We start from the raw sequence: 15,018 nt of genomic DNA, 5'->3' as shown, positions 1-15,018 counted from the left end.
TTTACAACCAAAAGCCGTGTATTTGCGGCTTTTGGTGTTTTAACCGTAAAGACAAATGACTAAAAATACACGTTACTGGCTTCAATCCGTCGGTGGATTACTTTTGACGGGCACCGGTCTTTCCTTGTGCATTGATGCCGGACTCAACAAACTTTCGGGTGAACCTTGGTTTTGGTACGGGACCGCGGGGTTGATTGTGTTTCAGACTGGTTTGAGTTTGGTGATTGATGGTCTCCGATTTAAAGGAAAATCATGAAAAAATTTCAAGACTCGGAAGTTCGCTGGGGCATCATCGGAGTCGGTAATGTATGCGAAGTCAAGTCCGCACCTGCGATGAACTTGGTTCCAAATAGTCGTTTGATTGCCGTAATGCGGCGAAATGAGAAAAAAGTCAAAGACTATGCACGGCGGCATCATGTCCCTAACTGGTACACCGATGCTCAGGCCTTGATCGAGGATCCGAAGGTGAATGCCATTTATATCGCCACGCCTCCACATTTGCACCTTCACTATACACGATTGGCGGCAGAGGCTGGAAAACCGGTTTATGTGGAAAAACCCATGGCCCGCACTTATACAGAATGCCAAGAAATGATCGAAATCTGTGATAAAGCCAATGTACCGCTGTATGTGGCCTACTATCGCAGAGCACTCCCCCATTTTGTCAAAATCAAGGATTTGATCGAAAAGGGAGCAATCGGTAATATCCGAACTGTCCATATCCAAATGCGTCAGGAACCCGAGCCGGAGATCATCGCCCAATTGGAAAACAATTGGCGGGTGAATCCACAAATCGCCGGAGGAGGATATTTTTACGATTTGGCTTCTCATCAAATCGATTTGCTCCAATTTTTCTTGGGAAAAATCACGGATGCCTACGGCTTTCAGACCAATCAAGCGGGATTGTATGAAGCCGAAGATACCGTAGTAGGCAGTTTTGCTTTCGAAAATGGTGCAGTAGGTACAGGCAATTGGAGCTTTGCCAGTGCCCAAGAAAATCAAATCGATCAAATCATCATTGATGGGAGTCTGGGACAAATCCGGTTTGAGACTTTTGGAAAAGGTGAATTTTACCTTAAAAAAGACAGAGCCGAGGAAGCCTATTTTCGGTTTGATTTACCTCCGCACATTCAGCAACCCTTAATTGCTTTGATTGTCGAAGATTTATTGGGAAAAAGTGCTTGCCCGAGTACTGGTGAGAGCGCCTCCTGGACCAATTGGGTTTTGGAAAAACTGACCCAACAAAAAATATTCTAAAAATCTTAAGTAAAAATTAAGGAAAAGGCAAAAACCCTCAAACCGCCATTTTCCGTAAAGTTTTTAAAGAAACTCAGAAATCCTTTTGAAATTTTTTAACTTGATAAAATTCAATTAATTTATTTTTTCGATTAAGTTGATTTAAAAATGAATTTATTTTCATTTAATAAAATATTTAAATCGAACATTCATTAATTTTTTTACGATAAACTAATTGAAATCAGTTCGATTTTCAAAAAGATTTGAATTTTGGCTTGGTTTTAGATTTAGTATGCATGCATCCTTTATGTAAAATTTTGCATCTAGGTAATTGAAAGCAACCACTAAACCTGCCCTGATTATTTGTCCAACTTAACCAACAAACCATGAAAACTACACTTCTCTCCCGATGGATTGCGGCCTTGATGGTGGGATTCATTTCCCTGGGCCTGTTTTCCTCCCAAGACGCCAAAGCTGAAAATTTCCGAGGCGTATCCTTTCAGGTATTTTATGACGAACTGATGCCTTATGGCGACTGGGTCAAGGACGCCAATTACGGTTACATCTGGCTTCCTGCAGTAGGTCAGGATTTTCATCCTTATGGTACCAATGGCCACTGGGTCATGACCGAGTTTGGAAATACCTGGGTATCCTACTACGACTGGGGATGGGCGCCATTTCACTATGGCCGATGGTACTTTGATGATTATTATCAAAGCTGGGCGTGGATCCCGGGTTACGATTGGGGACCGGCTTGGGTGAGTTGGAGAAGTGGCGGAGGACATTATGGATGGGCACCCTTGGGACCGCGGATTTCGGTTTCGGTTGGCTTTAGAATCCCTAGCTTTCACTGGGTATTCTTGCCTCATCGCAGAATGTACGATCCCTACGGCTGGAGATATTACGCTTCGCACAATACCCGCGTGAAAATCATCAACCGAACCAAAATCATCAACAATACGGTGGTGTACAATAACAACACCTACATCGCCGGACCTAGCAGACGTGAAGTCGAGCAACTCACCAGAAGACGTGTCAATGTCTACAATGTGAGGCAAAGCGATCGTCCCGGAAGAGCAAATTTGAGCCGAAATGAAGTCAATCTCTATCGGCCTGATTTAGCCCGAACCAATGGAAGATCAGTTGATGCACGGCCTTCTCGGGTAGTTGATTCCAGAGAAGCGCTGAATCGTAGAGGTAGCTCCGCAGCAAGTCCAAGCAGAAGCCGAACCATGGATCAAGCGCCGAGCAGCCGATCTGCAAACCCTGCGATCAGAAATAGTACTGGAACCAATCGTGCAGCTACCGGTGCAAGCCGATCAGGTACACTTCAAAACAGAAACTCCAGCCCAAGATCAGCAGGAGGCCAAACTTTTGAAAGCAGACCCTATCAGGCACCCAAGCAAAACGGAAGATCTGTACAGACCCGAACGGCTCCAAATGCCAATCGCCAAGGAACGGTAAGCAGACCTGCAAGCCCAAGTCGCGAATCAAGCGTGAGAACGAGCCCCTCAAGAGGGATGTCGCCAAACAGTGGCAGAGTGCAGCAATCTAGACAGGCTCCTTCGGTGAAAAAGGCTCCAGCTCCTACCCGGCAGCGAAGCGTGCAATCAGCTCCTTCACGTTCGAATACCAGAGTTCAGGCTCCGGCTAGTCGAAATACGCGAGTTCAAGCACCCGCAAGAAGTAACTCCCGAGTTCAGGCTCCTGCTCGAAGTAACACCAGAGTCCAAGCTCCAGCGAGAAGTAATACTCGGGTACAGGCCCCTGCCAGAAGCTCTACTCCTAAGAAAGCACCAGCGAGATCCTCTGGAAGTTCGAGGGGAAATGGAAGAAACAACTAATTAAACATTATATGTATAAAGCCATCTCAATTTTCGGGATGGTTTTTTTTTGTCCACGGGTGTTTTTTGATTTGCCCAAAATTCAGCTCAATTCCCTAACTTAAAGCCAAAACCACCAAATCATGAAGAATAGCATCTTTGTGGTCTTTGCCTTTATTTTGTTTGAGGCAATTGGCCAAGTCAACTTTGACGAAAATCTTCCGATCAAATACCGAAATATCGGTCCTTTTCGTGGCGGAAGATCGGTGACAGCCACCGGAGTAGTGGATGATCCATTGACCTACTATTTCGGCACTACCGGCGGAGGACTTTGGAAAACAAGCGATGCAGGACAGCATTGGGAAAACATCTCCGATGGATTTTTTACTACAGGTTCGGTAGGTGCCGTGGCAGTCTCCGAAAGTAACCCCAATATCGTCTACGTGGGTATGGGCGAGCATGCTCCACGCGGTGTGATGACCTCCTATGGAGATGGCGTCCTCAAATCCACCGATGCGGGCAAAACCTGGAAAAAGTTGGGTCTGGAACAAACCCAACATATCTCACGAATCCAAATTCATCCCAGCAACCCAGACATTGTCTATATAGCAGCACAGGGAGCCCTATATGCGCCCAATGAAGAGCGGGGTGTGTACAAATCCACCGATGGAGGTGAGACTTGGGAAAAGATTCTATTCGTAGACAATAAAACGGGAGCCGTGGAGCTTTCCATAGATATGAACTATCCCGAAATCCTCTACGCCGCCATGTGGGAGCATCAGCGTTTCCCTTGGCAAGTGAAATCAGGCGGTCCGGGTTCAGGGCTGTACAAATCCACCGATTCGGGAGAAACTTGGAAAAAAATCGAAAACGGATTACCGGAGCAAAAAGGCAAAATGGCCATTTCTGTTTCCCGTGCCAATTCCAACAAAGTCTATGCTTTGATAGAAAGTGATACTTATAAAGATTTAGGCGGACTTTTTGTCTCGAATGATGCCGGAGAAAGCTGGACCTTGGTCAACAAGGATAATCGACTCACTCAGCGGGCTTGGTATTACATCGAGGTGTTTGCCGATCCGAATGATGAAAATACCGTTTGGGTGCAAAGTGCGCCGATGTTGAAGTCCTTTGATGGCGGAAAGACTTTCGAAGCCATAGACGGAGCACATGGAGATTACCATGACCTTTGGATCAATCCCAAAAACTCCAACAACATGATTTTGGCGGATGATGGCGGAGGTTCGATCTCTTTTAATGGAGGAAAAACCTGGTCCACCCAGAGCAATATGCCGACGGCGCAATTTTATCGGATTAATACCGACAATCAGTTCCCCTACCGGATCTATGCCGGGCAGCAGGATAATACTTCTGTGGTCATTTCCAGCATGGCTTTGGGCCGGAGTGGCATTGGTCAGGAGCATTGGAATTATTCCGCAGGTGGGGAAAGCGCATTTTTAGCCTTTGATCCGGATGATCCAAGATACGTCCTCGGTGGCAGCTATCAGGGGACCATTGAAGTGCTGGATATGGAAACTCAGGGTTCGACCAATATCATGGCGGCCCCGATCCAATACCTAGGAATGAGCGCAAAAGACATGAAATACCGCTTCAATTGGAACGCGCCCATTATTTGGTCACAGCATGAACCCAATACCTTTTATCATGCTGCCCAAGTGCTGCTGAAAACTCAAGATTGGGGTCAAAGCTGGACAGAAGTTTCTCCGGATTTGACTCGAAATGAGAAAGAAAAACAGGGAACTCCCGGCGTGCCCTTTACCAATGAAGCCGTAGGTGCTGAAAACTATGGGACCATCGCCTATCTGATGGAAAGCCCCCATGAAGCCGGAGTGATCTGGGTGGGAAGTGATGATGGATTGGTACACTTGACTCAGGACAATGGAAAAACCTGGACGAATGTCACGCCGAAAGATTTAGAGGAATGCCTAATCAATGCCATTGAGGTTTCCCCACATGATCCCGCAACGGCCTATATTGCGACTACCCGATACAAATTCAATGACTACACTCCTGCCCTTTACAAGACCACGGACTACGGCAAAAGCTGGGTGAATATTTCCATGGGAATTCCTTACGGAGCATTTATCAGGGTAGTCCGGGAGGATCCTGAGAAAAAGGGATTGCTATTTGCCGGTACCGAGCAGGGCATGTACATTTCCCGAGATGGAGGAGCAAATTGGAATACTTTTCAGCTTAATCTACCGATCACGCCCATTACCGATTTGAAAATCGCCCATGATGACTTGATCGTAGCGACTTCGGGTCGATCTTTTTGGATTTTGGACGAACTGAATGTGGTACGTGAGGTGAAAGAACAAGTAGAGGAAATCACGCTATATTCGCCAGAAGATGCGCTCTTGGGCAACTGGTACTCCACTATGAATGGAGGTAATCTGGAGGATTTTTCAGGTACTCATCCTTTCGAGGGATTGAATCCCGCCAATGGCATGGTGATTCATTATTCCCTTCCGGAGTCTATTTCAGACTCTACGGAATTGACTTTAGAGATTTTAGATTCGCAAGGAAATTTGGTGAGAAGTATTTCCTCCAAAAAAGATCCCGAAGCCAAAACTTGGGCCGGTGGACCTCCTTTGGAACCGACGATTTCCACCCGAAAAGGGCTAAACCGATTTGTCTGGGACCTGCGCTATCCGACCATGCCGGGCATTCCGGGAGCTTACATCGAGTCAAGCTATCGGGGGCATAAAGCCATCCCGGGAACCTATACCATCCGACTGAGCGGCGAGGGAATGACAGCCGAATCCAAAGCCCAAATCAAGGATATCCCTGCTTACAAGTTGAGTCAAGCAGACTATCAGGCCTACCATGACTGGATGAGCAACTTGGAAGCCGAAGTGATGACCATGCATGAGATGGTGAATACCGCCAAGGGTTATCAGGATCAACTTGCCAACCTCCTGAAAAAACTGGAAGGCAAAAGTGAATATGCGGCCTTGAAAACTGAAGGAGAAAACCTGCTGAAAGCGCTCAAAGCCTGGGACGAAAAGATGATTCAGCGCCGCTCAACCGCTTACGACGATGTGGAGAATTTTCCAAATAAATTCACCGCCAATTTCCTCTTTATGCTCAACCATGGAGAAAGCAGCATTCCCAAAATCAATGAAGGCACCAGGACCGAATATGCCCGACTAATGGAAGAATGGAATACGTTAAAAGCCGAGGGAGAAAGACTGATTCAGACGGCTGTTCCGGGATTTAATGAATTGGCTACGGAGAAGGGAGTCGGGGTGTTATTTGTGGAGTAAGATAATGGCTTAACCAATTGAAAATTAGAAAGGAAGGAATCTATTCAATTGAGGTTTTAATTCAACATTATTAGACGAACTCTAAAAAAAATTGAAAATTTTTAAAAAATACCCACCCTTTATTTGCTTCTTATATATATATATATCTTTAAGAAATTTAATAACAAAATAACCATGAAAAAAATAAAAATTTTCCTATCCATTACCATAGTTATGGTATTTTGTTTCCAAATTAGCCTATTCGCAGACTGCGGACTTCCACCTTCCGAAGGATGCGAACTTGTTTCAGGAGGTGGTCCTTGTTCGGGCGATCCTGATGCATCAGTATATGATTGCAACGGAAATATTCAAGTTTATAGCACGCTGCTTCCAAGTGGAGGTTGTGCAGGTTCACATAGTGATTGCATGTCCGCTCCTACTTTTGGATAAACCACATGATATCAATTGATTCATGAAGAAAATCATACTAAACACACTGTTTGCAATATGTGCATTGACTTCCTGCAAAAGTGAAAAAGAAAAAGCTGGGATCGGTTTCGAAAGCAATCTGGTCCTAGCGGATTCTTTAATTTTACATTTGGATGAAAAATCAACTCCTGAATTCAATTATCATCAAATTAATAAATTTTCAAAGAATGAATCCTTTCTAAATTTAAATTTGGTCAATCAAAGTTTAGATATTTACTCGTTAGAAACTGGAAATTTAATACATAGAATATCATTTAATTCTCAGGGGCCCGAATCAATCACTAATTTAGGTGGTTTTTTCTATCAAAATGAGGATAGCATTTTTATATTTCCAAAAATGTCACTTTTTAATACTACTCTTATAGATTCAAATGGTGATATTTCTAAAAGGTATTCTCCTATTTCTAATAAAAATCAAGTAGTTCCAGGTTTGATTAATCACTTTTCGAATTCCGCAAATCCAACTTATTTTGTTAAAAACTCTTTATATTTTGATCAAGGAATCTTAAAAAATACTGCTGTCCCGGGCGTATTAGCTGAAAACCACCAATTATCTGGGAGATTTAATCTTGTCACGGATTCTGTATTTTTGTTTCCAAAATCTGGATTCCCACACTTTTATCAAGACAAAACATTCCCTATCTACCTTTCTGTTTCTTCTCGAATTTTAGATTCTGAAATGCAATGGATTTATTCTTGGAATGCTTTAGACAGTATAATTATATTCGATTTTGAAATGGAAAATAAAAAACTCATATATTCAAAAAGCAAATATCGAAATCAAGATTTTCCTAACATAGCCAATACAGGGCCTTCTGAAAGTCTAGAATTAATTATTTCAAATACCCATTATTGCAAAATCATACAGGACCCATATAGAAAAAGATATTTAAGATTTGTTCAACTAGGCAGAAACTTCGATCCTGATACAGATAACTCAATTTCCTCTATATTCAAAAATGATTTCAGTATTATGATTTATAATGAAAATTGGGAACTTCAAGACGAATATTTTTTCCCTGGCAATATTTACAATTTATATCACTCCTTTATCGGTGAGAAAGGGCTTTACTTACCTAAAACAAATCCTTTTTTCAAGAATCTAGATGAGGACAATGTAGTATTCGATATGTATGAAATCAGATGAAGTATACCTACCTCTTAGCAATTCTTTGTCTTTTTTGCTGTAAAAAAACGACTTCCCAAGAAAATAAAATTGAAAAGTACCTGAATAAGTTAGAAATCCCAATTAGAAATAAAGTGCTAATTATTTTCATAGACGGATGCACTAGCTGTTTTGTAAATCATAAAACTCTTACTCAAGAAGCAAGTAAAATCGATGAATATCAGATAATTGTGGTCACAAAAAGCATAAAGAAAGCGGGCATGTTACTAGGAGAAGATCTTATTCCTAATATTTATTTTGACACTGAATTATTAGCAGTAGAATTAGGCTTAGTCAGTGGTTTCCCTGTGGTTTTTTCTTTTAGGGAGGATGGTCATCTAATGAATGTAACCCAGATCGACTACTCATCTAAAAATCTATCCCTACCATGAAAAATCACGCACTAATATTATTATCATTGCTATTTTTCTCCTGTACTTCCCAAACTAATTCAATCTCTGATGATTGCAGAGTGTTCGATTTTTCGCCATTTGTTATCTCGGATATCTATATGGAAATAGAACCTGCTATCAGAAATTATGGATTTGAATTAAAAAAGACCAGTGATGGCGGATGTATATTTTTTGTGCCATTTTGGGGAGACGCGTACAAATTCTCACCAGACCGGAAAATTGAATTCAAACTGTCATTCAATTCCAAATCACTCTCAGAAAATAAGAAGCAAATTAATTTTATAAGTGGAACTACACCCGCTTTTGATGTTTTTGGGGATAAAATCTATTTCCTTCAAAGTAACAGAACAATTAATGTCTATAATCTTCAAGGGGAAGAGGTAAATAATTACTCGTTAAACATTACTGATTTAGGTATTGAAGACCTAGTAGTTATAGGTGAGGGTACGGTTATCTTGAGAGGTATGCGGATTGTAGAAGACGAAGTAGTAGTGAATTTTTTCAAAAAAAACTTAGTTGAAAATACGCTAGAATCCATCCAAAGGATTAATTTTAAAACAAGAAAGAACCCGTTTTTCATAAAATCTAATGAAAATGGGGCACAAGTACTCATCGAAAGAGATTCTAGCGTTACAGAATTGCGTTTTGAAGAAAAAAGTATTTCCAATTTTGACTTTACTTTGGCCAAAAATCGCGATTACAGTAAATATAAAATACCAAATGACGTCGATTATATTTCACTTCCCGAAGAAGAGCAACGGAAATATCGAAACGATAAAACGAAAAAATTTGGTTTTAATGGAAATGAATTATTAATCCTACACGAATTAGCAAACAAGTCAAAGAGCGGTAAGCCTTATAAAAAATTGCTGACGAAGCACTCTTTATCGAATGGAGTTGTGCGTGAAAAAATAGTTTTAGACGGGATTATTGACTTCGATGAATGCGGAAATATACTTCAAATTGAGGAGATTGAAAATGAATATTACATTGGCATAAAGTCTTTTGAAACTGTTAATTAGCTATATCCATTTTTCATTTGCATTAAAAAAATAATTAACTCCTATCTTAGGAACTCGTAAGTAAGGAAATCCCCAAACGTAAGGCTTATTTGTCGTATCAAATTTTTTAGGCCTGGTCTAGGCGAGTTTGCAAAACGCCTTACTATCAAAAATAGATAAAAATTGACTTCTCTTGACACCTTGACACCTTGACAAGTTTGTACTAACTTGAGCATAAAACAAGTAGCTATGATTCTTACCATGCACATCGGATAATTTAAAGCCCGATTTTCGGAGGTCATCGAGCAGTTAAAAAACGGCGTAACGATCAAGGTTATCAAAGGTAAATCAGGAGAACTTGTTGGGTATTTTGGAAAAGAGCTCCAATCTCCCAAACCGGTAAAAAGAACGTTGGGATTCTACGCAAAAGAAGATATCCAAATAAATAAGGAAGACTTGGACTGGTCCAAAGATGAGCTTCAAGAAATGAGTTTATGAGCTATTTAATTGACACCAAACTACTCTTTGAAAAGTAGTTGACTGTAGTGAATATGGTGTTGAACTACAAATTCACTCCTTTAAACCAAACCAAAAATGCTTGAAGAAGACGAAATTTTTATCCGGATATTAGCCGAAACGCAGGATCCTGACTTTAACTCGTTCCGATGGCTGCGAAAAAACTTTGACTATTACAAAGCTACTTTAATTTGGCCAGAAGGTTTACCCCCTATCCGCCGGACTACCTTCACCTTGCAGACCAAGTGGAAAGATTTCCATCAAGTTTACACGGATATCCTCCAAGCTACTCCTCATGAGTTAGATAATTTCACACAAACTTTGACGCTTTTTCCTACCAATGATAATTGATTCTATCGAATGAAGTTTTAGAGAATGGCTGGATAAATCCACTAAATCCTCCTGTTCGAATTAACCTGTCAAAATGGAAAATAATCAATAACACTGAGGCGCATCATTCCCGCTATTGGTTCGAAAATACCGCTCGCCATTCAGCAGGAGCTTATCCCCCACATATTCCAACTTGTATTCCCAAACTTCTCCGGTGGTGTAGATCATTTCCAAATGGGGCGTACCATCGGCTCCTAAAACAATATCCCAGGTCCCCTCACCACGGGTCTCTTTAAAAGAAGGGCTTAACCCATCTAGGATTACTTTACTCTTTCCATAATATCTAAAATTCATATTGGGACAGAGATCGATTCTTCTTTCCGAAGAAATCCCTCCGTAGTTATTCCCTTGGTTCTGCCCGGGTGAATCATAGGAATGCATATAGGTCAATCGCCAACCGGAAAGAAAGTTTTTCCATTCCTCAAATTCTGCCGATCGATCCACCTTCGTAAATTGGACGGAATGGGCTAAAGCTATTCCCGTGTTTTTCAAGTCCTCTGAAAATTGCCCAGGTTGGGAAGCTACCAAAATCGTCAGCCCCAGACCACCTGTAGGATTGACCATACTGATCAGATAGGTTTTGGCAGGATTTCCCTCCAATTGACCCTCGAAATTCCTTGCAAGCATCGTGGGACTCAACTCTTCCAAGTCCCCAAAAGGATTGAGGAAGGTTCCTTGTTCATCCTGAAGTATCTGATTGGCTTGACTTCGAATTTGATCCAAGGACTCCCGATGAGTAGCGATCAGGATGATTCCCGGTATAGTTGGACTTTGCAATAAAACACCACCATTCGTTTCTTGGCCTTGCCATTGATCAGGAATAAGAAATGAAATCCCCAATTGTGAATAATTAACCCGATTGGAATCTTGTGCAGCTGTCATGACAACGTTGGATAAAGTAAAAACAAAAATTAAAATAGATCTCATATATCGCTGATCCTTAGTCAAGTATAAGTTATGAATAATAACTTTTTGATCCAAACGACAAAAAAAGGGCAGCAACTGTCAGCCACAGTGCCGCCCTCTTTTTTATCTTTTATGACGAAAACAAAAAACTAACCGGAAGTATCACCTCCGTCTTCCTTCTGATTAAAACCAGCCTACCACGCTGAAAGAAACGGTATTTTGTTGATTGGTATTGGTCTTAAAGGGATAATAGTTGTTTCCCGAAGGCTGCAAAGATCCCTCAAAAAACCAATCCTCCGTCCCATAGTCATATCGGTATTCTCCTCTGATCATGAGGTGATCCGGAATAAGGATATGCGAAACCGTCCCGGTCAATCCATACAATCCAGCCTCTTGGTTTTCGTCAAAGGTTTCCAGAAAATTCGAGTTGGATTCCGCTGATTTCCGCTCCAGAAGATGCTCATAGCGCATGGCCAGGTTGGTCTTTTCAGACAGGTCATATTTTAAGTAGACCGCATTGATGACAAAACTGTTGGTTCCTACCTCGGTAGTTTCAAATCCTGGAACAAATTGAGCCATCAGGGTAAGCTTTGGACTCAATTGAAATTTGGTATGAAAATCAAACAAATGTCTCCAGCTTTTGCCTTCCACAGAACCAGTAGGCCTCTCGTTTCCTCCCATGTACAATGCACTGAGGTAAAAACCGGGTTTGGGAGTCCAAAGGTACGAGAGGGCCAGCGTCTTCTGCGGATTATTATCGGTGACCATATTTTGGCCATTGATCAGGTAAAGAGAATACGTACTTTTCTCATCCGGAGTGTAGAGCATGCGGATACCACTATGATAATCCGGCACATGGATGAAGGCATTGCTCCGCGAAAAATTCCAGTTTTCGCGGTAATCCTTTTTATGCATATGATGGTTTTTGGCACTCCCCACCCAAGTCTGAAAACTCGGCAAACCTTCTACCCCGATCGGTGTGGCCATGATCCCCATTTGCACGGTCAATCCTTTGATCCGCTCAAAATCATAGCTAATCAATGCCTCCTGGATCATCTGCCAAGTACTACTGGATAGTGAAGGCACCATATTACTAGCCGGGGTCACGGGTTCCTGCTTGTAAAATTGACTAGGGGTCATCCCGATATTGATTGCCAGTCGGGTGCTGAAGTTTTTGTATCGGGCATCTGTCCCGATTACAAAATTTCCCACTGTCAGCGAGTTGGCTATAAAATCAAAGCCCCTTAATGCATTGATGTTATTGGAGGGTTTGTTGAAATTATACGAATAGAATGTCTCCAAATACCCTCCCAAAGAAATCGAAAGTTCATCGTGATGGGGAGGATGAGACTTGAGACTATCCATTTTGATTTGGTCAGGACCTGAAATTTTATTCGGGCTCGAAGAAATAAAATTGGCTTTAAGTTGTACAGGATGATTAAGAGCTGGATGTTTATCTCCAGAAATGCTCTGGGAATAGGAACTAGCGGTCATTAACAGCAAAAAAGCTGTTAGGATTATATTTTTCATTGCTTATTATTTTTGAAAGACGCCTTTAGGATTTCCTTTTTGAGTAAAATGGAAAAAGACAATCACCAAATACCAGACTGTATCCAGACGTAAATCGGAGGAATAGCCGATTGGCTCCTGATCCTATTTGACTAGTAAGTCTTAGGAAAGAGAATACGCTTACTGAAACAGCATGAATGTTTGAGACTGCCTGGATAAGGAGGCATTACCAAAAATAATGGAAGGGAAAGATGAGGGCTTTGCGATGAAAGTGGATTAAAAAATCAATAAGATCTGAGGAAAGACTAGGAATAAATACCCTGAAAAAGCTACGCTGTTTTTGGCTGATCCAAAGTGTATATTCAAAAAATTTTGAGATTTCCCGTGAATTGGAAAAGTAATCCACAGCCACTCCCACTTGGATCGCATGGGAATTGGCATAAAGAAAATCAGCACTCAGTTGATTTTTAGTCTCAACAGGAAGTGATTTCCCGGATCCAGAAACAGCCGTAAATTCTGATGAAAGACAAAGTAGAATAACCCCGCAAATAGCGGCAAAAATCCCCAAAAAAAGATTCCTTTTTTTCATCTTATGAATTGACGAATCAAAAGTAATTCTTTTTTGGATTTCCAAGCATGCGGATACTATTTTAATATTGTTGCTGTTTGCTTACCCCGAAAAAAATGGATCGGCATTAAATCAAAGAAAAGGCATTGCTTACCCATCTATCGTCACTTTTTCTAATCGAATACGCTGTATATAAACTACTTAAATTTGGTAATATGATATTTGATCTCTTCGAAGAATCCGATTTGATTACCAAAAGTATCCCTGCCATTCAAAACGTAGCGTTAGAAACGTGAAAATAATCCTCTCCTCTTTGGAGACTTACATTTCGATGGCGAATTGAGGATTTTCTCCTGCGCTAATCAATCCCTGAAAATTGAGACTCTTTTTTCCCCGCCTTGATCAGTACTAGCTCAAAGCACTTGAAGAAACTGAAATTATCAACATCGTCAAATAGGAAAAATTCCCTTTATTAGGCTAAACCTTTCTTTTTATTTCTGAAAAAACTACCTTGATTCTAAAAGGAATTCCATGAAGACACCACTTTTATACCTTTCGCTTTTTTCATTGGCCCTGATCTTTGGATGTCATTCTGAAAAAGTAGATGAACCAGAAAAATCCGATTATCAATTTAAACTAACTGAAAAATTTAAAACCTTTCCACTGCCTGCCGATGTGGGGCAATTGGAACCTTACTTCATGCCTCTCGGAGTGGATTATTTTGCCCTATTTGATTACAAAACGAATCAAATCCTAACCTACTCAATCCCGGAAACCAAGTTGGTGAATACCGTACAGCTGGAAACAGAAGGGCCCAATGGCGTCGGCAAAAATATCGCCGGGATCTTTGCCGATAATCCTGGGGAGTTTTTCCTGACTACTGCAAGCAACCAACTCATCAAAATCGACAGTAGCGGTCAAATCATTCATAAAGTCCAGTTCAATACCGAAGAATTGCAGGAACAAGGGGTGAGCTTGTTTTCAAATGTCTTCGTCCGAAATCAGCATGAGTTATACTTTGCCGCCTTTCCTCTTACCTTTGAATGGACCAGCCTCTCGCCAGAGGAATTGACAAAAACCCCGAATCTTCTTCGCTACGATTCCACAGAAAATTCCTTTTCGCCTATCAGTTACTTTCCCGAAGAATTTGTTGGCACCAACCTCAACAAGACCATTTTTCCACTCCTTGCCGTTGGCCTAACAGGTCTGCCGATCATCAATTTGAATTTCCGCAACATCTATTATCAGGAAGATGAAGAAATTCATTCCTCTTTTGCCGGACTTTCTAGCTTTCCTGAGGATCCACCGACCTCGCCCCTGCCCAACATGTTTGACGATATGAATGAAATCATGAAAATGATCAATCATACGGATATTTATACCGATGTATATTCTCTGGACGCTCAGGACTTGATCGTTCGGGTTGGCAAGCATGAAGATATTCCCGACAATACCTTGGATACCGATGCTTTTTTGGCTTCGAAATGGGGACTGGTTTTTTTGGATACGGATTTCAACAAAGTTGGCGAGTTGGACTTAGAGCCAGACCGGTTTCATGGTCGCTACCTATTTGCGGATCACGAAGGAATCTGGGTTTCTGCAGACCATCCCGAAAACCCCGATATCCAAGAGGATTTCTTGCGTTTTCAGTTGATCGAGGTGACCAAATAGCTTATATTTTGATTTCAAAAAATCCAAAACAATCATTTTTACAATACAACCGATCAAATAAACCAGAT

At 41.4% G+C, this 15,018-nt stretch carries 12 protein-coding genes; 9 read left to right on the top strand and 3 right to left on the bottom strand.

Going from position 1 to position 15,018, the window contains the following annotated elements:
- The first annotated feature begins 55 nt into the window (after positions 1-55).
- The 8 genes from BM043_RS01355 (at position 56) to BM043_RS01315 (ending at position 10,257) form a co-directional block, all read left to right on the top strand.
- Positions 56-256, top strand: a complete 201-nt coding sequence (locus tag BM043_RS01355; protein ID WP_092788443.1) for a hypothetical protein — start codon at positions 56-58, stop codon at positions 254-256.
- Positions 253-1,257 carry a Gfo/Idh/MocA family protein gene (locus BM043_RS01350; RefSeq protein ID WP_092788442.1) on the top strand — a complete coding sequence of 335 codons (1,005 nt, stop codon included), beginning with the start codon at positions 253-255 and terminating at the stop codon, positions 1,255-1,257. The genes BM043_RS01355 and BM043_RS01350 overlap by 4 nt, the downstream gene beginning before the upstream one ends.
- A gap of 365 nt (positions 1,258-1,622) precedes the next feature.
- The gene (locus BM043_RS01345; protein ID WP_092788441.1) at positions 1,623-3,080 is read left to right on the top strand and encodes a DUF6600 domain-containing protein; all 1,458 of its coding nucleotides are present in this window, start codon (positions 1,623-1,625) and stop codon (positions 3,078-3,080) included.
- A 122-nt stretch (positions 3,081-3,202) separates the two neighbouring features.
- Entirely contained in the window at positions 3,203-6,343 is a 3,141-nt protein-coding gene (locus BM043_RS01340; protein ID WP_092788440.1) for a VPS10 domain-containing protein, read from the top strand.
- Positions 6,344-6,794: 451 nt separating this feature from the next.
- Entirely contained in the window at positions 6,795-7,958 is a 1,164-nt protein-coding gene (locus BM043_RS01335) for a DUF4221 family protein (RefSeq protein WP_092788439.1), read from the top strand.
- Positions 7,955-8,368, top strand: coding sequence for a hypothetical protein (locus BM043_RS01330; RefSeq protein ID WP_092788438.1), 414 nt, complete (start codon positions 7,955-7,957; stop codon positions 8,366-8,368). The genes BM043_RS01335 and BM043_RS01330 overlap by 4 nt, the downstream gene beginning before the upstream one ends.
- Positions 8,365-9,411 carry a hypothetical protein gene (locus BM043_RS01325; RefSeq protein ID WP_143071015.1) on the top strand — a complete coding sequence of 349 codons (1,047 nt, stop codon included), beginning with the start codon at positions 8,365-8,367 and terminating at the stop codon, positions 9,409-9,411. Before BM043_RS01330 ends, BM043_RS01325 begins: the two co-directional genes overlap by 4 nt.
- Positions 9,412-9,984: 573 nt before the next feature.
- Positions 9,985-10,257 (top strand): hypothetical protein, encoded by a 273-nt coding sequence (locus BM043_RS01315; protein WP_092788436.1) that lies wholly within the window; start codon positions 9,985-9,987, stop codon positions 10,255-10,257.
- Positions 10,258-10,341: 84 nt separating this feature from the next.
- On the opposite strand, the gene BM043_RS01310 is transcribed toward BM043_RS01315, so the two are convergent.
- The 3 genes from BM043_RS01310 to BM043_RS01300 all read right to left on the bottom strand — a co-directional run bounded on the left by BM043_RS01310 (position 10,342) and on the right by BM043_RS01300 (position 13,300).
- On the bottom strand, positions 10,342-11,178 hold the full coding sequence (locus BM043_RS01310) for a hypothetical protein (protein ID WP_092788435.1): 837 nt from the start codon (positions 11,176-11,178) through the stop codon (positions 10,342-10,344).
- A 207-nt stretch (positions 11,179-11,385) separates the two neighbouring features.
- On the bottom strand, positions 11,386-12,732 hold the full coding sequence (locus tag BM043_RS01305; RefSeq protein WP_092788434.1) for an outer membrane beta-barrel protein: 1,347 nt from the start codon (positions 12,730-12,732) through the stop codon (positions 11,386-11,388).
- Positions 12,733-12,937: 205 nt separating this feature from the next.
- Positions 12,938-13,300, bottom strand: a complete 363-nt coding sequence (locus BM043_RS01300; protein WP_092788433.1) for a hypothetical protein — start codon at positions 13,298-13,300, stop codon at positions 12,938-12,940.
- A 510-nt stretch (positions 13,301-13,810) separates the two neighbouring features.
- On the opposite strand from BM043_RS01300, the gene BM043_RS01295 reads away from it, so the two are divergent.
- Positions 13,811-14,950, top strand: a complete 1,140-nt coding sequence (locus tag BM043_RS01295) for a DUF4221 family protein (protein ID WP_092788432.1) — start codon at positions 13,811-13,813, stop codon at positions 14,948-14,950.
- Positions 14,951-15,018 lie beyond the last annotated feature (68 nt).

Source organism: Algoriphagus hitonicola, from assembly GCF_900113375.1.
GTDB lineage: Bacteria > Bacteroidota > Bacteroidia > Cytophagales > Cyclobacteriaceae > Algoriphagus > Algoriphagus hitonicola.
Note: the sequence above shows the minus strand (reverse complement) of the source record. Positions and strands in the feature narration are given on the sequence as shown.

Coding starts and splice junctions, on each gene's coding strand:
- BM043_RS01350 (WP_092788442.1), top strand. CDS start 253: ATGAAAAAATTTCAAGACTCGGAAGTTCGCTGGGGCATCATCGGAGTC.
- BM043_RS01310 (WP_092788435.1), bottom strand. CDS start 11,178: ATGACAGCTGCACAAGATTCCAATCGGGTTAATTATTCACAATTGGGG.
- BM043_RS01300 (WP_092788433.1), bottom strand. CDS start 13,300: ATGAAAAAAAGGAATCTTTTTTTGGGGATTTTTGCCGCTATTTGCGGG.
- BM043_RS01335 (WP_092788439.1), top strand. CDS start 6,795: ATGAAGAAAATCATACTAAACACACTGTTTGCAATATGTGCATTGACT.
- BM043_RS01355 (WP_092788443.1), top strand. CDS start 56: ATGACTAAAAATACACGTTACTGGCTTCAATCCGTCGGTGGATTACTT.
- BM043_RS01340 (WP_092788440.1), top strand. CDS start 3,203: ATGAAGAATAGCATCTTTGTGGTCTTTGCCTTTATTTTGTTTGAGGCA.
- BM043_RS01345 (WP_092788441.1), top strand. CDS start 1,623: ATGAAAACTACACTTCTCTCCCGATGGATTGCGGCCTTGATGGTGGGA.
- BM043_RS01295 (WP_092788432.1), top strand. CDS start 13,811: ATGAAGACACCACTTTTATACCTTTCGCTTTTTTCATTGGCCCTGATC.
- BM043_RS01330 (WP_092788438.1), top strand. CDS start 7,955: ATGAAGTATACCTACCTCTTAGCAATTCTTTGTCTTTTTTGCTGTAAA.
- BM043_RS01315 (WP_092788436.1), top strand. CDS start 9,985: ATGCTTGAAGAAGACGAAATTTTTATCCGGATATTAGCCGAAACGCAG.
- BM043_RS01305 (WP_092788434.1), bottom strand. CDS start 12,732: ATGAAAAATATAATCCTAACAGCTTTTTTGCTGTTAATGACCGCTAGT.
- BM043_RS01325 (WP_143071015.1), top strand. CDS start 8,365: ATGAAAAATCACGCACTAATATTATTATCATTGCTATTTTTCTCCTGT.